The 19,743-nt window shown below is 65.7% G+C and carries 20 protein-coding genes; 10 read left to right on the forward strand and 10 right to left on the reverse strand.

Going from position 1 to position 19,743, the window contains the following annotated elements; genetic code table 11:
• Positions 1-82: 82 nt before the first annotated feature.
• Positions 83-1,564, forward strand: a complete 1,482-nt coding sequence (locus ABDB84_RS07965) for a sensor domain-containing diguanylate cyclase (RefSeq protein ID WP_345919181.1) — start codon at positions 83-85, stop codon at positions 1,562-1,564.
• A gap of 19 nt (positions 1,565-1,583) precedes the next feature.
• Here ABDB84_RS07965 and mltA read toward each other — a convergent pair whose 3' ends face one another.
• A complete protein-coding gene (gene mltA, locus ABDB84_RS07970; protein ID WP_345919182.1) occupies positions 1,584-2,861 on the reverse strand; it encodes a murein transglycosylase A in 1,278 nt (425 codons plus the stop codon).
• Between the two features lie 16 nt (positions 2,862-2,877).
• On the opposite strand from mltA, the gene ABDB84_RS07975 reads away from it, so the two are divergent.
• Together ABDB84_RS07975 and ABDB84_RS07980 are read left to right on the forward strand one after the other, a co-directional pair.
• Positions 2,878-3,024, forward strand: coding sequence for a hypothetical protein (locus tag ABDB84_RS07975; RefSeq protein WP_345919183.1), 147 nt, complete (start codon positions 2,878-2,880; stop codon positions 3,022-3,024).
• Positions 3,011-3,880, forward strand: a complete 870-nt coding sequence (locus tag ABDB84_RS07980) for an ATP-binding protein (RefSeq protein WP_345919184.1) — start codon at positions 3,011-3,013, stop codon at positions 3,878-3,880. Before ABDB84_RS07975 ends, ABDB84_RS07980 begins: the two co-directional genes overlap by 14 nt.
• A gap of 11 nt (positions 3,881-3,891) precedes the next feature.
• Here the strand turns inward: ABDB84_RS07980 and ABDB84_RS07985 are convergent, their stop codons facing one another.
• Together ABDB84_RS07985 and ABDB84_RS07990 are read right to left on the reverse strand one after the other, a co-directional pair.
• Positions 3,892-4,893, reverse strand: coding sequence for a tetratricopeptide repeat protein (locus tag ABDB84_RS07985; RefSeq protein ID WP_345919185.1), 1,002 nt, complete (start codon positions 4,891-4,893; stop codon positions 3,892-3,894).
• Entirely contained in the window at positions 4,890-5,243 is a 354-nt protein-coding gene (locus tag ABDB84_RS07990) for a hypothetical protein (protein WP_345919186.1), read from the reverse strand. Before ABDB84_RS07990 ends, ABDB84_RS07985 begins: the two co-directional genes overlap by 4 nt.
• A 175-nt stretch (positions 5,244-5,418) precedes the next feature.
• On the opposite strand from ABDB84_RS07990, the gene ABDB84_RS07995 reads away from it, so the two are divergent.
• From ABDB84_RS07995 to ABDB84_RS08005, 3 genes are read left to right on the forward strand one after another with little or no spacing between them, the layout of a single operon-like run.
• On the forward strand, positions 5,419-6,354 hold the full coding sequence (locus ABDB84_RS07995; protein ID WP_345919187.1) for a Nudix family hydrolase: 936 nt from the start codon (positions 5,419-5,421) through the stop codon (positions 6,352-6,354).
• A complete protein-coding gene (gene xerC, locus ABDB84_RS08000; RefSeq protein ID WP_345919188.1) occupies positions 6,351-7,253 on the forward strand; it encodes a tyrosine recombinase XerC in 903 nt (300 codons plus the stop codon). The genes ABDB84_RS07995 and xerC overlap by 4 nt, the downstream gene beginning before the upstream one ends.
• A 60-nt stretch (positions 7,254-7,313) precedes the next feature.
• Positions 7,314-8,207, forward strand: coding sequence for an AEC family transporter (locus tag ABDB84_RS08005; RefSeq protein WP_345919189.1), 894 nt, complete (start codon positions 7,314-7,316; stop codon positions 8,205-8,207).
• Positions 8,208-8,212: 5 nt separating this feature from the next.
• Here ABDB84_RS08005 and ABDB84_RS08010 read toward each other — a convergent pair whose 3' ends face one another.
• Entirely contained in the window at positions 8,213-9,010 is a 798-nt protein-coding gene (locus ABDB84_RS08010; protein ID WP_345919190.1) for an inositol monophosphatase family protein, read from the reverse strand.
• A 179-nt stretch (positions 9,011-9,189) separates the two neighbouring features.
• Between ABDB84_RS08010 and ABDB84_RS08015 the strand changes: the two genes are divergently transcribed.
• From ABDB84_RS08015 to ABDB84_RS08030, 4 genes are all read left to right on the forward strand, one after another.
• Positions 9,190-9,915, forward strand: coding sequence for a 16S rRNA (uracil(1498)-N(3))-methyltransferase (locus ABDB84_RS08015; RefSeq protein WP_345919191.1), 726 nt, complete (start codon positions 9,190-9,192; stop codon positions 9,913-9,915).
• A 115-nt stretch (positions 9,916-10,030) separates the two neighbouring features.
• Positions 10,031-11,350: an amino-acid N-acetyltransferase gene (gene argA / locus ABDB84_RS08020; RefSeq protein WP_345919360.1), complete on the forward strand. Its 1,320-nt coding sequence runs from the start codon at positions 10,031-10,033 to the stop codon at positions 11,348-11,350.
• A 29-nt stretch (positions 11,351-11,379) separates the two neighbouring features.
• A complete protein-coding gene (locus ABDB84_RS08025) occupies positions 11,380-13,113 on the forward strand; it encodes a sensor domain-containing diguanylate cyclase (protein WP_345919192.1) in 1,734 nt (577 codons plus the stop codon).
• A gap of 31 nt (positions 13,114-13,144) precedes the next feature.
• Positions 13,145-13,342, forward strand: coding sequence for a DNA gyrase inhibitor YacG (locus ABDB84_RS08030; RefSeq protein ID WP_345919193.1), 198 nt, complete (start codon positions 13,145-13,147; stop codon positions 13,340-13,342).
• 6 nt (positions 13,343-13,348) lie between these two features.
• Here the strand turns inward: ABDB84_RS08030 and ABDB84_RS08035 are convergent, their stop codons facing one another.
• The 6 genes from ABDB84_RS08035 to ABDB84_RS08060 form a co-directional block, all read right to left on the reverse strand.
• Positions 13,349-13,813, reverse strand: coding sequence for a GNAT family N-acetyltransferase (locus ABDB84_RS08035; RefSeq protein ID WP_345919194.1), 465 nt, complete (start codon positions 13,811-13,813; stop codon positions 13,349-13,351).
• 10 nt (positions 13,814-13,823) lie between these two features.
• On the reverse strand, positions 13,824-14,474 hold the full coding sequence (locus ABDB84_RS08040) for a DUF484 family protein (RefSeq protein WP_345919195.1): 651 nt from the start codon (positions 14,472-14,474) through the stop codon (positions 13,824-13,826).
• A 69-nt stretch (positions 14,475-14,543) separates the two neighbouring features.
• A complete protein-coding gene (dapF, locus tag ABDB84_RS08045) occupies positions 14,544-15,380 on the reverse strand; it encodes a diaminopimelate epimerase (protein ID WP_345919196.1) in 837 nt (278 codons plus the stop codon).
• A gap of 64 nt (positions 15,381-15,444) precedes the next feature.
• Positions 15,445-16,482 carry an A/G-specific adenine glycosylase gene (gene mutY, locus ABDB84_RS08050; RefSeq protein ID WP_345919197.1) on the reverse strand — a complete coding sequence of 346 codons (1,038 nt, stop codon included), beginning with the start codon at positions 16,480-16,482 and terminating at the stop codon, positions 15,445-15,447.
• Positions 16,483-16,528: 46 nt separating this feature from the next.
• The gene (locus ABDB84_RS08055) at positions 16,529-18,439 is read right to left on the reverse strand and encodes an ATP-binding protein (RefSeq protein ID WP_345919198.1); all 1,911 of its coding nucleotides are present in this window, start codon (positions 18,437-18,439) and stop codon (positions 16,529-16,531) included.
• Complete coding sequence (locus ABDB84_RS08060) at positions 18,436-19,731, reverse strand: cyclic di-GMP phosphodiesterase (protein ID WP_345919199.1); 1,296 nt, start codon at positions 19,729-19,731, stop codon at positions 18,436-18,438. The genes ABDB84_RS08055 and ABDB84_RS08060 overlap by 4 nt, the downstream gene beginning before the upstream one ends.
• Between the last annotated feature and the right edge of the window lie 12 nt (positions 19,732-19,743).

The following is a 19,743-nucleotide window of genomic DNA, read 5'->3' on the forward strand; positions in this document are numbered from 1 at the left end:
GCGCCGAAATCGCTGCGCGGATCAGCGCGCACGCTTTATCATCTGCACTCCTTTTTGGCAGCCGCTGCGGAGAGATCACTTCATGTCCCGGGACACCCTGCAATACGATCCGGCCTTGCTCATCGAGCACGCGCCGATCAGTCTGTGGCTCGAAGATTTCAGCGGCGTGCGGGCGCTGTTCGAGGCCTGGCGTGCAGAGGGCGTCACGGACATTGACGCCCATTTCGCCGCCGATCCCGGCCGTGTCGATGCCTGCGCGGCGGCAATCCGCGTGCTGTCGGTCAATCAGCGCACGCTCGAACTGCTCGGTGCGGACGACAGTGAGCGCCTGATCGCCAATCTTGACCGTGTTTTTCGCGACGACATGCGTGTGCAGCACGCGCGCGACATGGCTGCGCTGTGGGAAGGGCGCAATGGCTTTGCCAGCCAGAGCGTCAATTACAGCCTGGACGGGCGGCGTATCGATGTGCTGGTCAATGCGCGCATCCTGCCCGGCCACGAGCAGGACTGGTCACGCGTCATCGTCGCGCTGGAAGACATCACGCCACGCGTGCGTGCCCAGGAGCAGCTGCGGCGCAGCGAGCAATACGCGCAAGGCCTGTTCGAGCACTCGCCAGTCTCGCTGTGGGTCGAGGACTTCTCGGGCATCAAGCGCCTGCTCGACGAGGCGCGGCGCATGGGTATCGAGGACTTCCGCACCTTCCTCAATGTGCATCCGGATTTCGTTACCCGCTGCATGCAGGAAATCTCGGTGATCGATGTCAATGTGCAGACCCTGCGCATGTTCGGCGCGGCCAGCAAGGCCGAGCTGCTGGGCAATCTGGATCGCGTGTTTCGCGATGACATGCATGCACATTTCACCGAGCAGCTGATCGATCTGTGGTCGGGCAAGCTGTTCCAGCAGCGCGAGACGATCAATTACTCGCTCAGCGGCCAGGCCGTGAATGTGCACATGCAGTTCTCGGTGCTGCCCGGCAACGAGGCCGACTGGTCGCTGGTGCTGATTTCACTGACCGACATCACGGCGCGCAAGAAAGCCGAGGTCTACCTCGAATTCCTCGGCCGTCACGACGCGCTGACCAAGCTGAGCAATCGCGCCTATTACGAGGAAGAGCTGGCGCGTCTGGGGCGTCGCGGCCATTACCCGGTCGGCATTGTGGTGGCCGACCTCAACGGGCTCAAGCGCGTCAATGACGAACTGGGCCATGCTGCCGGTGATGATCTTCTGCGCCGCGCCGGCGAAGTGCTGCGCAAGGCAGCGGGGGAGAGCGCCTGCGTTGCGCGCATCGGTGGCGACGAATTCGCCCTGCTGCTGCAGGAGTGCGATGAAGCGGCCTTGCGCGAATTGCTGGCCCGCTTGCAGGCGGTGCTGGAGCTCAACAACCAGTTCTACGCCGGCAAGCGCCTGAGCTTTGCCATCGGCACCGCGACCTGCCATGACCCTCTGCGTCTGATGGCCTGCGTGCAGCATGCCGACGAGGAGATGTACGTCGCCAAGCGCGCCTACTATAAGCAGCTGGGCGTCGACCGCCGCGGTGCTGCGGCGGCCGCCGACGAAGCCTGAGGCAGCGGCGCGCGGGTGTTCAGGGCGTGGCCGGCAGCGGTGCGTCCTGCGGCCACAGCAGCCAGATGCGTCCTTGCTGGCGCATGCGCCCGGCCTGAGCGCCGGCTTCGGCGCCAAAACCGGTGAATACATCGGCACGCACGCGGCCGCGAATGGCGCCGCCGGTATCCTGGGCCAGCATCAGCTGCTGCAGGTTTTGCCCGTCAGGCATTTTGGCGGCGAGAAACACCGGCGCGCCGAGCGGGATGCTGCGCGGGTCCACGGCAATCGAGCGCATGCCGGTCAGCGGCACGCCCAGCGAGCCCTTGGGGCCTTCGCCGGTGCTGGCTTCCTCGCGGAAGAACACATAGCTCGGATTGGCGCCCAGCAGCTCGGCGAGGCGTGCCGGATGCGCCCGCGCCCAGGCCTGGATGCCCTGCATGCTGGCTTGTTCCAGCTTCAGCTCGCCCTGGTCGATCAGCCAGCGGCCAATCGATTTGTAGGGGTGGCCGTTCTGGTCGGCATAGGCCAGGCGCACGCGCGAGCCATCCGGCAGCTGCGCCTGTCCCGAGCCTTGCACCTGCAGGAAGAACAGCTCGATGGGGTCTTCGGTATAGAGCAGGGTGCGCGCCGGCAGGCTGTCGATCTGTGCATCGATCTGGGTGCGGTTCCAGTAGGGCAGCAGCTTGCGCCCTTCGAGCCGGCCGCGCACGCGGCTGCCCTTGAGTTCCGGGTAGAGATCGCCAAGCTCGACGGTGATCAGGTCATCCGGCACGCCGAGCACCGGCACATTGAACTGCGCCGAGCGCGTGCGGCTGGCGCGCAGCAGGGGTTCGTAGTAACCGGTGATCAGGCCTTGCTCGCTGCCATCGGCATTGATCAGCTGCCAGGGCGTCAGCCGCGTCTGCAGCAGCTGGCGCAGCTGTTCGCGCGAAGGTTTGCTGCCCAGCTTGCGCAGCGCCTCACAGGTGCTGGCCCAGGCTTTTACCGTCTCGGCCACCCGCATCCCGCGGCAGCTCGACAGCAGCGCTGGCAGGGCTTGCTGCGGATCGTCCTGCTGCCAGCCGGGCAGATCGCTCCAGCGTGCGGCGCGCCAGGGCGCGGCTGCTTCGGCCGGCGGTTTGGCGGGGACTTCGGGCGTCGGCACGGCCGGCGGTGTCACCGGGGCAACCGGAGTGACGGGTGGCACTGGCGTCGCCGGTGTCGGCGTGGCGGGCGGCGTCACGGGTGTCGGGCCGAAGCTCTGACAAGCGCTGAGCAGCAGCACGCAGAGCGCGGGGAGTAGCCGCGCGAGCGGCCTATACTGTTGGTTTTGCATGTGAGGCAGGCGAACGATGGAAGACGGATTGTGGATCATTCTGCTGGAGGCGGGGGCGGCTCTTGGCGCGCTGGCGCTGATTGTCTGGTCCTGCTGGCCGAAAGCCCGGCTGGCTGTGCCGACGGGCAAACTCGACCGGAGTGACCGCAATGAGCCCCGCTGATCTGGAACGCCTGGCGCAGCGCGCCGAACAATTGATGAGCCGCTTTGAGGCTTTGCTGCCGCCGGCGGTTCCCGCGCCGGACTGGAGCGCGCTGGCGCAGCGCTGGCGTACCCGCCAGGGCCGTGGCTGGCTGGAGCCGCTGCACAATCTGCAGCCGATTCATCTCTCCGACCTGCAGGACGTTGACGACCAGAAGCTGCGTGTCGATGTCAATACGCGCCAGTTCGTGCGCGGCGGGCGTGCCAACAATGTCTTGCTGACCGGCGCACGCGGCACCGGCAAGAGCTCCCTGGTGCGCGCCGTGCTGACCGAGTACGCAGCCGAAGGCCTGCGTGTCATCGAGGTGGACAAGAGTGATCTGACCGATTTGCCGGACATCGTCGACCTGCTGCGCGCGCGGCCCGAGAAGTTCATCCTGTTCTGCGACGATCTGAGCTTTGACGATGGCGAGCCCGGCTACAAGGCGCTCAAGAGCGTGCTCGATGGCAGCTTTGCTGCCGTGCCGGAGAATGTGCTGATCTACGCCACCAGCAATCGTCGTCACCTGATGCCTGAATATTTCTCCGACAATGAACAGACCCGTCACGGCGACGGCGAGCTGCATCCGGGCGAGGCGGTCGAGGAGAAGGTTTCACTGTCCGATCGCTTCGGCCTGTGGGTGAGCTTCTACAGCTTCAATCAGGACGCCTACCTGCAGATCGTGCAGCACTGGTTGCAGGTGTTTGGTGTCAGCCTGGCTGACTGGGATGCGGAGATCCGCCGCGAAGCCCTGCAATGGTCGATGATGCGCGCCTCGCGCAGCGGCCGCGTGGCCTGGCAGTTTGCGCGCGACTACGCCGGGCGCGCCAGCCTGTAAGCACTTAGCACTTAGCGCTTGCCGACCGCCAGACGCGCCGACAGGGCGATGGCGTCGGCGGCCAAGGTGTCGTCAGGGAAGCGCTCGACGAGGGCGCCGAGCAAATGCTGCGCTTTCTCCAGATGACCCAGGGCGCCGAGCGCGCTGGCCGATTCGAGCAGGGCGCGCGGCACCAGCGGGTGGCCGTTGTGGCGCATGTCGAACTGGCGCAACAGGCGCAGCGCCAGCGCTGGCCGCTTCATCACCAGGGCATGGTGGGCCAGATCGACAGCATCTTCGGGCAGCGGAAAGTAAGCCTTGTCGAGCTGGGCACACTCGGCCGCGACACCCAGCGCAACATCTTGTCGCTCGGCATGGCGCAGGGCGCTGATGAAGTCCTGCGCATGCTGGATGCAGGCTTGCTTCTGCGTCGGGTCGGCGTGCAGGCGATGATGCAGGGCCAGCCGGGCGGCGATATTGCCCGGCTCCTGCAGCACCTTGTTGCGCAGTGCGCGGTGGGTGTCGCCAACGTGTTCCAGTGCTTCCTGCAGGCCGCGGGTGAGGCCGCGCCCGGTGTCACGCGGGCCGCGATGGCGCGGGCGGGGCGTCGGCGGCAGCACCATTTCGGTCACCGCGTCGTGCATGCTCTCCTCGATCACGCGCAGGCTGTGGCGGCTGTTGGCCAGATGGCTGAGGGCGTGCCACAGGCCGCCGACCAGCCCTAGCTGGGCGAGGAAGCTCAGGATCTCACGCGTGCCCTCATCGAGTTCGAGCAGCTGGGCGAGGCTGCGTGCTTCGCCGGGCAGGCCGCCTTCGAGCAGCAGCAGGGCCAGCACCGACGCGATGATCAACCACTGGCCGCGCACGCCAAACAGCGGAATGCGGCGCAATTTCTGCGCGGTACGCAGCAGCAGGCTGGCCAGCACGGCGGCCAGCAGGCACTGCAGCCAGGGCAGGATCGCCGGCATGCTGGGTTCAAACAGCCTTGTCGTGCTTTGCAGGAGAGCGAAGAGTCCGAGCCAGAGTTCGATCATGCGGCTGTTTTTCTATGTTCGATGGCTGGCCGTGTGTGCAGGGCGACGAGGCAGAACAGCGCGCACAGGGCCAGGCGCAACAGGCCTTGCACAAACACATTGGCGCTGGATGGCGTCAGCGCGCTACTGGCGATCACCAGCAGACCCGCCGCCGCAAACAGCCACAGCAGCGCTTGCGAGCCCTTGTAGCGCAGCTCAAAGCTGCAGATGAAATTCATCGCCACCGCCAGCATTACGCAGAGCAGGTCGCGCACATCCAGCGCGCTACCGGTGAAGGCGCTGAACAGGCCGCTGATGCCGGCGATGAAGCGCAGGGCGTTGGCGAGGCGGAGGTGTCGATCTGCTTTCACCGGAAATCGGCCTGTAAATGAATGACTTGGGCGGCCAGTATACCGTCAGCAAGAGGCTGCGGACCTTGATCGATCCGGGATGGCGCGCGCGGCGTGACGGGCGGCAGCATGGGATGCTTGGAGGCATCCGGCGGCGCGAGTATGCTGCGCTCAACTTTGTGGATGGGCGTTGGGCATGGTCAAGCGTGTCGAAGTAGCCGCAGGTGTGCTGACGCGGGAAGATGGTTCTTTCCTGCTCGGTCAGCGTGGCGGCGAGACTTTTTATGCGGGTTACTGGGAGTTTCCGGGCGGCAAGGTCGAAGCCGGCGAGACGCCGCGCGAAGCCTTGCTGCGCGAATTGGCCGAGGAGCTCGGCATCGTTGCCGACGAAGCCTGGCCCTGGCTGGTGCGCGAGCATCTGTATGAGCACGCCCATGTGCGTCTGCATTTCTTTGAAGTGCCACATTTCCAGGGCGAGCTGCAGCCGCATGTGCATGCCGATCTGCGCTGGCAGCGCGCCGATGCGCTCGACGCTGCGCCGATGCTGCCGGCCAATGGCCCGATCCTCAAGGCCCTGCGTCTGCCACGCCAGATGGCGCTGACCCATGCTGGCGAGATCGGCATTGCGGCGCAGCTGGCGGCGCTGGACAAGGCGCTGGCCGCGGGTCTGCGTGCCGTGCAGGTGCGTGAGCCGCAGCTGGATGCCGCGGCGTGCGATGCCTTTGCCAGCCAGGTGCTGCAGCGCTGCCGTGCGCATGGCGCGCTGGCCTTGCTCAATGGCGAGCCGGCACGGGCGGTGGCGCTGGGCATGGACGGCGTGCATCTGCCCTCGCGCCTGCTTGCCGGCTTGCGCGAGCGGCCGCCGCTCGAATGGGTTGGCGCTTCCTGCCATACGGTGGCCGAGCTGCAACAGGCCAGCGCGCTGGGGCTCGATTACGCGGTGCTTGGCGCGGTCAAGGCGACCGCCAGCCACCCCGGTCAGCCGGCCCTGGGCTGGCAGCAGTTTCACGCCATGACCCGCGACCTGTCGCTGCCGGTGCTGGCCATCGGAGGCCTGGGTGTCGCCGATATGGCTGATGCACGGCGCGCCGGTGCACACGGCATCGCCAGCATCCGGGCGGCCTGGGCATGACAGCCACGGCGCCCGGCCTGCCGCAGGAGGCCGAGGCCTATCTGCAGTATCTGGCCGGGCAGCGGCGCGCCAGTGCGCACACTTTGCAGGCTTACCGCCACGAACTCTCGCGGCTGCACGAGCTGGCGGCGGGCCGCGACCTGCTCTCGCTCAGCGCGCATGACATCCGCCGCTTTGTCGCCAAGCTGCATGCCGGCGGCTTGCAGGCACGCTCGCTGGCGCGCGCGCTGTCAGCCTGGCGTGGGCTGTTCCGCTGGCTGCTGCGCGCCGGCCGGCTCGATGCCAATCCAGCGCAGGGCGTGCGCCCGCCGCGGGCCAGCAAGCCCTTGCCGCGCGCCTTGTCGCCCGACCAGGCGGCCGCGCTGCTCGACGGCAAGCCGGACGACATTCTCGAAGTGCGCGATCTGGCCATGTTCGAGCTGTTCTATTCCTCCGGGCTGCGGCTGGCCGAGCTGGCAGGTTTGGATCTGAGCGGTGACTTCAGTGTTGCCGATGGCGAAGTCACGGTGTTCGGCAAACGCTCGAAGACGCGCCGTGTGCCGGTCGGCAGTCAGGCGCGTGAGGCGCTGGCCGCCTGGCTGGCTGTGCGCCCGCAGCTGGCGAGTCAGGGCGAGACAGCGCTATTCGTCGGCCAGCGCGGCGCGCGGCTGTCGATGGGCATGATCCGCAATCGCCTGGACCGCTGGGCGCAGCTGCGCGGCCTGCCGGTGCATGTGCATCCGCACATGCTGCGCCACAGTTTCGCCAGCCATGTGTTGCAGTCTTCGGGCGACCTGCGCGCGGTGCAGGAGCTGCTCGGCCATGCCAGCATCAGCTCGACGCAGATCTACACCCATCTGGACTTCCAGCATCTGGCCAAGGTCTATGACGCGGCCCACCCGCGTGCCAAGAAGGGCTGACGGGCGTCATTCGGAATCTACGCATTGCCCGCCGCCGTACCCTGCCTTTAGGCTGAGCGCATGGATACCTTTCTGCTCCTGCTGCCGGACTTTGCGCTGATCCTGCTCGGTTATGTCTTGCGGCGCCAGGCCGGTTTCGAAGAGGGCTTCTGGCAGGGGCTTGAAAAGCTGGTCTACTACGTACTCTTCCCGGCGCTGTTGTTCTACGCCGTGGCGCGCACCCATATCGATCTGGCGAGCATGGCGCCGCTGTTCCTCTGTGGTCTGTTGTGCATGCTTGGCGGCTTGCTGGCCGGCTGGCTGATCCAGCCGCTGGCCGGGCTCGATGGCCTGAGCTTCGCCTCGCGCCTGCAGTGCGCCTTCCGCTTCAACAGTTATATCGCCATCGCGGTGGCCGGCAAAATGTATGGTGCGCAGGGCATCTCGATGATGGGCGGCCTGGTCGGCGCGATGGTGCCGTTCGCCAACTTCGCCGCCGTCAGCCTGCTGGTGCGCCAGGGCGAGGGCCGCATCTGGCGTGAGCTGCTGCGCAATCCGCTGATCTTCGCCACGCTGGCCGGCATTGCCTTCAATCTGGCCAATCTGCATCTGCCGGTGCCGCTCGGCCAGTTCCTCGGGCGCCTCTCTGATGCCTCGGTGGCGCTGGGCTTGCTGGCGGTCGGCGCCGCCTTGCAAGGCGGCAGCCCCGGTGGGCATTGGCTGGGCGCGGGCTGGCTGTTGCTGGTCAAGCTGGCCTTGATGCCGATCCTGGCCTGGCTGCTCGCCGGCTGGCTGGGCTTGAGTGGTCTGGCGCGCGATGTCGCCGTGCTGTTCGCTGCGCTGCCGACAGCTTCTTCGGCCTACATCCTCACCACGCGCATGGGCGGCGATGGCGCGGGCGTGGCCTGGCTGATCTCGGCCACCACCTTGCTGTCGATGTTCAGCATGAGTCTCTGGCTGGCCTGGCTGCGCTGAGCGCTTCAGCCATGCGCCTTGAGCCAGTCCAGCCACTGGCTATGCAAGCTGGCATTGGCGCCGAGCACCACCACCTGCTTGCCGATCGGTTCCGATTTGACCGGCTGGCCCGCCAGATCGCTGGCACAGCCACCCGCTTCGGCGAGGATCAGGCGGCCGGCGGCGAAGTCCCAGATCGCCTGGCCGCCATGGATGTACACATCGAGCCGGCCGGCCGCGACGAAACACCATTCAAGCGCGCTGGAGCCGAAATTGCGCTGCGAGTAATACGGCTTTTCGCGTACCAGGGCGGTGAGCAGGGTGTCGGGCAGGCGCTTCAGATCGATGCCGGCCACCGCACTGGAGAGGCTGCGCGCCGGCTGGCGCAGCGGCAGCGGCGTGCCGTTGAGCCAGGCACCATGGCCTTTGCTGGCGTAGAAAGCTTCGTCGGTGATCGGGTTGTAGACCACGCCGTACTGCGGCTCGCCGCCGACCAGCCAAGCCACCGAGATGGCGAAGAAGGGAATGCCGTTGGCAAAATTGGTGGTGCCGTCGATGGGGTCGATGCACCACAGACCCTCGGCGCCGTCCTGCCAGCAGCTGCGGTGCTGGCGCGGGCTCATTTCCTCGCCGATGAAGGGTGACACTTGCAGCTCGGGCAGGCGCTCGATCAGCGCTTTCTGACAGGCCAGATCGACTTGCGTGACAGAGCTGCCGTCACTCTTGTGCTGGCGCACCGACTTCATGAAGCGGGGCAGCACCGTCTGGCGGGCAACATCGCGCACGATGGATTCGAGCGCGCGGGCATGGTTGAGGCTGGGCATGGCGTGAACCTTGTCGGGCCTGTTCGCAACGCACAATGCCGCGCTCGTGAACACGCCCCGTGCAAAAAGCTGGAAAATGCCGTCTGGCAGTCTCCAGACCCCGGAAAACGGGTCTCCTGCAGCAGGCACCCGCTTTGTTTATTTGCGGTGTGCTGCATACGAAACTTGAGCATAACACCATGACTCCTCGCTTTTACTGCCCGCAAACCTTGCAGCTTGATAGTCCCTTTGTGCTGCCCGCCGAGCAGGCCCACCACGCGCGCCAGGTGCTGCGCCTGCAGGCCGGCGACGAAGTCGTCGTTTTCAATGGCGAGGGCGGCGAATATCGCGGTCGCTTGAATATCGAGGGGCGTGAGATTGCTGTAAGTTTCACCGCTTACGATGCGGTCGAACGGCGCCCGCCGCTGGAGATTCATCTGGTGCAGGGCCTGGCCAGTGGCGACAAGATGGACTGGGTAGTGCAGAAAGCCGGCGAACTGGGCCTGTCCAGCGTCACCCCGGTGGCGGCTGAGCGCAGCGTCCTCAAGCTGGTCGGCGAACGTGCCGACAAGCGTGTGCAGCACTGGCAGCAGGTGGCGGTGGCGGCAGCCGAGCAGTGCGGCTGCAATCGACCGCTACAGGTCTTGTCCGTACACAAAAGTCTGGCGGCAGTTCTGGCGCAGGATTTTGCCGGAGAGCGCTGGTTGCTTGACCCCGATGAGGGTGTAGCCTTGTCACGCAGTGAAGCGCCGCGTGGCGCGGTGCAGATCCTGATCGGCCCGGAAGGCGGCTGGAGTCCGGCCGAGCTGGCGACAGCGCATGCAGCGGGCTGCCGGCGCGTGCAGATGGGGCCGCGCGTGCTGCGCACCGAAACCGCAGGATTGGCCGTAGCGTCAGCAATGCTGGCACTATGGGGTGATTATTGATTCTTTGGCGGGCGGCGAGGCGCCGGCCAGACACGAAAGCGAGTCAGCTGTGAGCACTAGCAGTACGGGCAACGAACCCCGGGTTTTCAACGAGCATGTGGCCGCTGCCACGCCGATGGGCGAGGCCGATGCCATCCGCTTCGTCGAATGGGTACGCGGTGCGGCGCCGTATTTCCACGCTTTCCGTGGCAAGACCTTCGTGCTCGCCTTTGGTGGCGAAGTGGCGCAGGGCGAGCTGCTGCAGGATCTGTGTCATGACGTGAACCTGCTGGCCGCGCTGGGCGTGCGCCTGGTGCTGGTGCACGGCGGGCGGCCGCACATCGAGCAGGAACTGGCGCGGCGCGGGCTCGATTCGGTCTATCACAAGGGTTTGCGCATCACCGACGTGCGTGCGCTCGAAGCGGTCAAAGCCGGTTTCGGCATCACCCGCATCGAGATCGAAGCCTGCTTGTCGCAAGGCCTGCCCAACACGCCGATGGCGGGCGCCTACATGCGCGTGACCGGTGGCAACTTCATCACCGCGCGGCCGATGGGCGTGGTCGATGGCATCGACTACCAATTCACGGGCTCGGTGCGCAAGGTGATTGCCGAGGAAATCATCGCCGACCTCGACCAGCAGAACGTGGTGCTGATCACGCCGCTGGGCGTCTCGCCCGCCGGCGAGATCTTCAACCTCGCCATGGAAGAGGCGGCCGAGGCGGTGGCGGTGGCCCTGCAAGCGGAAAAGCTGATCTACCTCTGCGATGCGCCGGGCCTGCTCGACGACGAAGGCCGCCTGATCGAGGCAATCACCACCGATGAGGCCGAGCGCATGTTCAATGCCGGCAAGGGCCTCACCGAAGACCTGCACCTGTTCCTGCCGCGCGCCATCCGCGCCGTGCGCAGCGGCGTGGCGCGTGCCCACTTGATCGACCGCGACAAGGACGGCGGCCTGCTGCTCGAATTCTTCACCCGTCAGGGCGTTGGCACCATGGTCACGCGCGATCCCCTGCATCGTCTGCGCGACGCCAATGCCGAGGACGTCGCCCTGCTGGTGTCGCTGATCGCGCCGCTGGAAGCCGACGGCACCCTGGTGCGCCGGCCGCGTGAATTGCTCGAAAAAGAAGTGGAACGCTTCACGCTGGCCGAGAATGATGGCGTTGTCATCGGTTGCGCCGCACTATATCCTTTCCCCGAAGAGGGCATGGCCGAAATGGCCTGTCTGGTGGTGACCGGTGATTACCGCCGCGCCGGTCTGGGCGAGCGACTGATGCAGCACATCGAGCAGCGCGCCCGCGACCAGGGCCTGGGCAAGCTCTTCGTGCTCACCACGCGTACCGAACACTGGTTCCGCGAGCGTGGTTTTGTCGAAGTCGGGCCTGAGGCCTTGCCGGGCCGCAAACGGGATCTTTACAACTTCCAGCGTCGCTCCAAGGTGTTGATGAAATCGCTCTGAATGCCTGAGACCGCGCATACCTGATCCTGATGCCCAAATCATCCGATTCCTCGACGCCGCTTGCCAAGCCCCTGCCGCAGCGTTGGCGCATCGCCCAGCGTGCTTATGCGTTGGGCGCCGTATTGCTGATGCTGCTGTCGGTGACGACCCTGCACGGCGAGGCGGCGATGACTTCGCGCAGCTTGCTGGAGCTGCTGTGTCTGGCGATCTTGCTGGCCATCATCATCGTGCTGGCCTTCCGGCTGGCTCATCGTGCGGCCCTGGACAGGGTTGCGCAGATGCAGGCGCGGATCAGCGCTGCGCTGAAAACCCTTGAGGTACCCGACCTGCCGCACGATGGCTGGCAGGCTTTTGACGATCTGGCGGACGCCATCACCCTGTATTGCACGCGTGCCGAGCAGCAGGTGCAGGCGCTCAGCTCGGACGTGAATTGGTACCGCCAGCTGGCCGAGGATTCCTTGGGCATCGAGGCCTATTTTTCCGGCAAGGGCCGCCTGTTGTGGCTCAACCCGGCGACCGAGCGGATCACCGGCTATTCGCTGGAGGACTGTTTTGCGGCGGGCGATATTGTTGATCTGTGGGTCTATGCCAAGGATCGGCCGCTGATGAAGGAGCTGGCGCGGCGCGGCCTGGCCGGCGAGGAGCGCGAGGAGCACGAGCTGCGCATCCAGAGTCGCGATGGCGGCTTGGGCTGGTTCTCCTGTCGCTGGCGCGTCAACCGTGACGAGACCGGCCGCATCGTCGGCCTGCGCTTTTCCGCGCAGGACATCCAGCGCCGCAAGGATGCTGAACTCAAGCTGCTTGAAACCGTGGCCGCCCTGCGCCGCACCCAGGCGCTCAAGGAGCATTACCTCAACCGCAGCAATGACGAGAAGATGCGCCTCTCCTCACTGCTCGACACGGTGGCGCAGGGCATCCTGTTCGTCGACCGCGACCGGCGCATCGTCTACATCAACCAGCCAGCGGTCGATCTGTGGCGCCTCGATTCGCGCGACAGCGTGGTCGGCACACGCGACGCCACGCTGATCGAGCAGACCTTCGGTATGCGCATCGATGAGGAGGCCTACGCCCACTACATCGAAGAAGTGATCCTGTCGCGCCAGAACAGCTTGCCGCGCGACATCGAGTTGCGCGATGGACGCATCATCCGCCACGTCTCGGCCATCGTGCCGTCCTCGGATGGTTCGCGGCCGATTGGCCGCGTGTGGGTGTTCGAAGATGTCACCGATGCGCGCAGCGCGCAGCAACGCCTCACCGAGCTGGCCGAGCGCGACCCGCTCACCGGGCTCTACAACCGCCGCCGCTTCATGGAAGAGATGGAACGCCATCTGGCCGATTCGGCGCGTCGCGGTGAGCAGGTCGGCCTGCTCAGCTTTGACCTCGATGGCTTCAAGTTCATCAATGACACCTATGGTCACCAGGCCGGTGACGAGGTGCTGATCCGCCTGTGTCAGGAAATCGGCAGTATTGTGCGTCGCAACGAGCTGTTCTTCCGCCTCGGCGGTGACGAGTTTGCCATCCTGGTGGCCAGCACCGATACCGAGAGCATGGAGCAGCTGGCGCGCCGCGTGCTGAGCAAGGCGCAGGAACTGCACTTCGATTTCGGCGACGGCCGCGCCAGCATCACCCTGAGTATCGGCGTGGCCACCGCACCGGTGCACGCCACCACCCTCGATGGCCTGATCGCCGTGACCGATCGCGCCATGTACCGCGCCAAAGCGCTCGGCAAGAACCGCTGCGAAATTGCCGCGTCCTCGCTCTGAGCGCACGCCCACCCTATTCTGTCAGGCTTGCATGAGTACCAAGATCCGCACCGTCAATTGTCCCCAATGTGGCAAGAGCGTCGAATGGCGCCCGGAGAGCCGCTGGCGCCCGTTCTGCTCGGAGCGCTGCAAACTCATCGATATCGGTGCGTGGGCCTCGGAGGCCTATCGCGTGCCGGGGCCGGAACTCGATCCGGGCGAGCAGGCCGACGAGCCGCCCAAGGCTTGAGCGCGCTCAGCTTGCTGTGAACTGGCGGCGGTATTTGACGAAGCCGCGCTTGGCATCCCCCGCATAGCCGGCGCGCTCGTAGAAGCGATGCGCGGCGGGCCGCTGCTGGGCGCTGAGCAGCATGATCTTCGAGCACTGCCGTGCCGCACAGTCACGCTCGATGGCGGCCAGCAGGCGGCGTCCGATGCCCTGGCCGCGCAGGCTTTCAGCGACGACGAAGTTCTCGATCAGCGCGAAGGGCTGGCTCCCGAACATCACATCGGCGCAGATCACTTGCAGGGCGGTGGCGCAGACCTCGCCGGCGAGCTCGGCCACCCACAGTACGACATCATCGCGCGCGTGCAGGGCGCTGATCCGCTCGGGCAGCACCTTGACCGCCGGGTTGCCGGTCAGCTGCAGATAGAGCGCGGCAATCTGCGCTGCATCGGCGGCCACGGCCGGCCGCAGCACGCAGGCGCTGGTACCGGGCATGGCGGCGGGCTCAGCCGATGTAGCGGCGCACGGCAGCGCTGACCATGTCGCCGATGCGCTCGACGTAGAGCGTGCCCATTTCGGGGAAGAAGCGTTGCGGGTCTTCGCTGCCCAGGGCGAGCATGCCGAACACCTGGGCATCGCGGCGCAGCGGAATCAGCGCCCAGGACTTGAGGTAATCGCCAGGCTCGCCGAACCACAGCAGGATCTCGCCGGGCACGGCCGGGCCGCAGGCCGGGCGCTGCATGTCGGCGGCGGCAAAGCGTACTTCCTCGCTGACTTCGATGAATTCCGGCAGCGGGCGCTTGAGGATGCTGTTCCAGATGCGCAGCTGCACATGCGGCACGGCGAAGTCTTCGGTGAGGTGTGAATACACCGAATGGCTCACCGACTCGAAGCTCTCGGCAATCAGCAGCGACAGTGTGAGGCGGTGCACTTTGGCGGAGATGTTGTCGTTTTCTTCGCCGAAGCCGACCAGCTCAGCCAGCTTGCTCTGCACCTGGTTGAGCTTGTCGCGCAGCGTTGCGACCTGGCGCTCGGTGAGCGAGATGGCCTGGCCACCTAGGTTGTGCGGCACATTGATCTGCGCCAGCAGATCGGGGTTTTGCGCGAAGAAGTCGGGATTGCTTTGCAGGAAGCTGACGATGTCTTGTTCGTTCATGATGAGGGGTTCGTTTCCTGTCTGCGGATCTGTCAATGGGCGGGTTCTGCTGCGGGCATGCGGCCGGGTTCAGACCGGCAAGTCGATTTCGCCCTCGAACACCGATACGGCCGGGCCGGTCATCAGCACCGGGTGATTGCCCGCCTGCCAGGCAATCGACAGCTCGCCGCCACGCGTTTGCACGCGCACCGGGCTTTGCAGCAGACCGCGCGAGATGCCGGCGACCACTGCCGCGCAGGCGCCGGTGCCACAGGCCAGGGTTTCGCCCGCGCCGCGTTCGAAGACGCGCAGGCGGATGTTGTGCGCATCGAGCACCTGCATGAAGCCGGCATTGACGCGTGCCGGAAAGCGCGGGTGATGCTCGATCAGCGGGCCGTGGCTGGCCACCGGCGCCTGATCGACATCGGCCACCACCTGCACCGCGTGCGGGTTGCCCATCGACACGGCGGTGATGTCGTAGTTCTGCCCATCGACTTCAAGCGCCTGCACCAGGGCCGCGGAATCCGAGATGAAGGGCACGCGCGCCGGTTCGAACACCGGCACGCCCATGTTGACGGTGACTTCGCCGGAGGCTTCCAGGCGCGGCGAGATCAGGCCAGACTTGGTTTCGACGCTGATCTCGTGCTTGTCGCTGAGCTGCTTGTCGAGCACAAAGCGCACGAAGCAGCGCGCGCCATTGCCGCATTGTTCGACCTCGCTGCCATCGCCATTGAAGATGCGGTAGCGGAAGTCCACGCCGGCTTGCTGTGCTCGTTCGACGATCAGGATCTGATCGCAGCCCACGCCGAAGCGGCGGTCGGCCAGATAGCGCGCCTGCGCGGCACTGAGTTCGATCGACTGGTTGATGGCGTCGATGACAACGAAGTCATTGCCGAGGCCATGCATTTTCGTGAAGCGTATTTTCATGCCCTCATTATCGCTGATTGCAGCGGCACTGCGGAATGCTGCGAGGGTGCCTCTTTGCCCGGATTTACAGTGCCTCAAGGATCTTGCGGATCGGCGCCGGCAAACCCACGGCATCGAGTGCATCGAGTGCGATCCAGCGCAGTCCCGGCGCATGCAGCTGGGGCGGCGGGCTCAGCTCGACCAGCTCCGGCTGCAAGCTCAGCTTGAAGTGGGTGAAGACGTGCAGCACCTCGGGCAGCTCGATGCTGTCGGCCGCGTCCGTTTGCCCCAGCAGGCGCAGCAGGCCGCTGGCCAGGGTTTCGCCCGCCGCCAGCTCGGGCAGGCTGTAGAGTCCGCCCCAGATGCCGCTGGGCGGGCGCTGTTCGAGCAAGACCGCGCGCGCGTGGCGCAACACCAGCACGCGCGCGCTGCGCTGTGGCACCGCCTTTTTCGGTCGCGGCGTCGGCAGCGCGCCCTGCAGTCCCTCCTTGCAGGCCACGCAGCTGGCCTGCACCGGGCAGTGCAGGCAGGCCGGCTTGCTACGCGTGCACAGTGTGGCGCCCAGATCCATCAGCGCTTGCGGATACAGCTCGGCGCCGTGCTCGGGCACCAGGGATTCGGCCAGCGCCCACAGCTGCTGTTCGATGGCGCGCTCGCCGGGAAAGCCGTGGATGCCGAAGTGCCGCGTCAGCACGCGCTTGACGTTGCCATCGAGAATGGCGACCCGTTCGCCGAAACAGACTGCGGCAATCGCCGCGGCGGTCGAGCGGCCGATGCCGGGCAGGCTTTGCAGCACTTCGGCGCGGCGCGGAAACTGGCCGCCGAATTCGCTCACCACGCGTTGCGCGGCGCGGTGCAGATTGCGTGCGCGGGCGTAATAGCCCAGCCCGCTCCAGTGGGCCAGCACATCATCGAGCGGCGCTGCGGCCAGCGTCGCGACATCCGGAAAGCGCTGCAGGAAGCGCAGGTAGTACGGCTGCACGGTGTCGACCTGGGTTTGCTGCAGCATGATTTCCGACAGCCAGACGCGATAGGGATCGCGGTTCTTTTGCCAGGGCAGGTCGTGGCGACCATGGCTGGCTTGCCAGCGGATCAGGGTAGGGGCGAAGTGCGCATCAGTCATGCGCCAAGTGTAGCCGCAAGCGGCCTGCGGATTTCGAGTGCCTGCTTCAGGCCAGGCGCGCCCACTGGCGCAGGGCTGCTTGCAGGGCCTCGAAGGATACCGGCTTGGTGAGGTAGTCATCCATGCCAGCCTGCAGCGCTTGCTGGCGGTCTTCGCGCATGGCGTCGGCGCTGACGCCGATGATGTAGCTGGCCACGCCGGCCTGGCGCAGGGCGATGGTCGCCGCCAGGCCGTCCATCACCGGCATGCGGGTGTCCATGAAGATCAGCGCAAAGCTGCCGGCGGCGCAGCGTTCCAGCGCTTCCTGGCCATTGACGGCGCTGGCGATTTCGCTGGCGCCGAGCTTGCGCAGCAGCTTGCCCAGCACCATCAGATTGACCGGATTGTCCTCGACGATCAGCACCCGCTGATCGGCCGCGATCATCACCGGCAAACCCTCGGCGGTGTGGCCGAGGCTGGCGCCGCTGGCATCGCGCTGCAGGCTGGCGGTGAACCAGAATTCGGCGCCTTCGCCGAGGCTGCTGTGCACGCCGATCTCGCCGCCCATCATGTTGCACAGCATGCGGCAGATCGACAGCCCGAGGCCGGTGCCGCCAAAGCGCCGGGTGGTCGACATATCGGCTTGCTCGAACGGCACGAAGATGTGTTCGAGCTTGTCGGCGGCGATGCCGATGCCGGTGTCGCGCACCGCGAAGCGCAGCATCACGCGCTGCGCGTCCTCGCTGTGCAGGCTGACGTGCACGCGGATCTCGCCCTGGGCGGTGAACTTGAAGGCATTGCCGATCAGATTGACGAGAATCTGCCGCAGCCGCACCGGGTCGCCGAGCAGCTGGTGCGGCACATTGGCCGCCTGGCTGATGAACAGCTGCGGTCCCTGGCTGTGGTGGCGCACCGAGAAGAGCTTGCGCAGATCTTCCAGCAAGACCGCCAGGTCGAAGGCGGCGCATTCGAGTTGCAGCTTGCGCGCCTCGATCTTCGAGTAGTCGAGGATGTCGTTGATGATCTGCAGCAGCGCTTCGCCGCTGTTGCGCATGGTGCTCACGTAGTCGCGCTGTTCCTCGTTCAGCTCGGTCAGCTGCAGCAGCTGCGCCATGCCGATGATGCCGTTCATCGGCGTGCGGATTTCGTGCGACATCATCGCCAGGAATTCGCTCTTGGCGTGGCTGGCCGTGGCCGCTGCATCGCGTGCGGCAATCAGCGCCTGTTCGGCGCGGTGGCGTTCGGTGACATCGGTGACCGAGAAGACGCGGCCGATCAGCTGCTCGCCGTGCCAGGCCGGGCGTGTCTTGCATTCGAAAACGCGGCCATCGACCAGCGGCGTGGTATCGAAGGTTTCTTCCTCTGAGCCGCACATCAGCGGTGCGCGCATCGCCATGCAGTCCTGCGGCGCTTCGAGCTGGGCGATGATGAAGGCGAACAGGCGGGTGTCGTCGTGGCGCATCATGAAGGCTTCGGGCAGCTGCCAGAGCTGGGCGAAACGGCGGTTCATGTTGCTGATGCGGCCATCGCGGTCGAGCACCAGAATGCCGTCGGCCGTTGCTTCGAGGGTGGCGCGCAATTGCGAGGTGGTGCGCCCCAGTTCTTCCTCGGTACGGCTTTCGTTGTCGATGTTCTCAGCACGGATCACCAGCCAGCCCGGCGCCTGCGCCAGCCGGCTGATGCTCTTGCGCACGATCAGCGTACTGCCATCGGCGCGCTGGTAAAGCCCTTGTACTTCGCGGATCTCGGGCTTGCCGCCCTGGCGTACCTCGTCCCAGAAAAACACGTCGGCCAGGGCGCATTCGATATCGGTGATCGAGCGTCCCAGCAAGGCTTCGCGCGTGTAGCCCAGCTGGCGGCAGGCGGCGGCGTCGGCCGCGACAATCGACAGGCTGTGCGGATCGACCAGCAGCAGGATCTCCTGCGCGAAATCCAGCAGAAGGGACTGCAGGGTGCTGTCCTCAGCGGGCGCACTCATGGGCGGCGATGTGCTGAGCTCGAGTCCGAATCGAAGTAGTAGGTAACGCGCTTGCGCGGACTCAGGTAGTCATAGACCGCAGCCGGCAGCTGCGCCGGGCGGAAAGCCTTGACGATGTTCAGGTCCGGATCGTCTTCGAGATTGATCGAAGTCGCTTCGTCCTTGGGAATGGCCGGATCGTAGATCAGCACCCAGGGGCGCAGCGGGCGCTCCGGATTGACCGATTGCACCAGGGCCATGGCGCTGTTGGAGAGCTTCACCACGCTGCCCGGCGGATACACGCCGAGGCTGCGGATCAGCAATTGCAGCACCCGTGCATCGAACTTGCTGCGTCGCTGCGAGAACATCAGCGACAGCGCTTCGTGCGGCGTCAGCGCGCGCGAAATATCGCTCGGATTGCATAGATTGTCGTAGTAATTGACCAGCGAGACGATGCGCGTGAGCGGGTGGATTGCGGACTCCTGCAGCCCCTTGGGGTAGCCGCTGCCGTCGCAGAGCTCGTGGTGCTGGCCAATGATCAGCTGTACCGTCTCCGGCAGGCCGATGCGCTGCGCGATGCGCACGCCGTATTCGCAGTGCAGCTTGCGCAGCTCGCGTTCGGCATTGTTCATCTCGTCCGGATACTTTTTGAGCACCTTGTCCGGAATGTCCATCAGACCGATGTCGTGCAGCAAGGCGCCCAGCCCCAGCAGACGCGTTTCGTCGGGTTTGAGTTCCAGATCGCGGGCCAGCATCATCGACAGGATCGAGGTGTTCAGCCCGTGCAGGTAAGCCTCTTCACCGCCGGCCTTGTCGCCCATTAGCTGCAAGGTGATCTCCGGCGTCTCCAGGAAGGCGGTAACCATCTGATCGACCAGGGCGCCCACTTCCTGCAGGCAATCGCGGGTGTTCGACAGCAGGTTGCGATTGACGTTACGCACGATGCTGGTGGCCTTGACGAAGGCCTTTTCGATCTGGTTGAGCTTTTCGCGGCGCGCCTGCACGCGGCGGATGCGCTCGATGCGCTCGGTCAGCAGCGGATCATCGTAAGTCGGCGTTGGTACCGGACACACCGGCTCCTGCGGCTCCGGCGCATTGCTGGTCTGCAGCTCCGGCAGCTGATCGCTCCGCGACGGATCAAAGCGGAACTGCTTGACCCCCAGACCGCGCAAGGTCGCGATCTGCTCGGCAGTCCGGATGCGGAAGCTGTTGAAGCTGAACGGATGCTCGAACCAGGGCAGGTCGATATACACGTACAGCCCGATGCACAGCTGGTTGGGCGTGACGTAGAGATCTTCGGCAGGCTGATTCATGGGTTCGTGGTG

The organism is Uliginosibacterium sediminicola (genome assembly GCF_039631295.1).
GTDB lineage: Bacteria > Pseudomonadota > Gammaproteobacteria > Burkholderiales > Rhodocyclaceae > Viridibacterium > Viridibacterium sediminicola.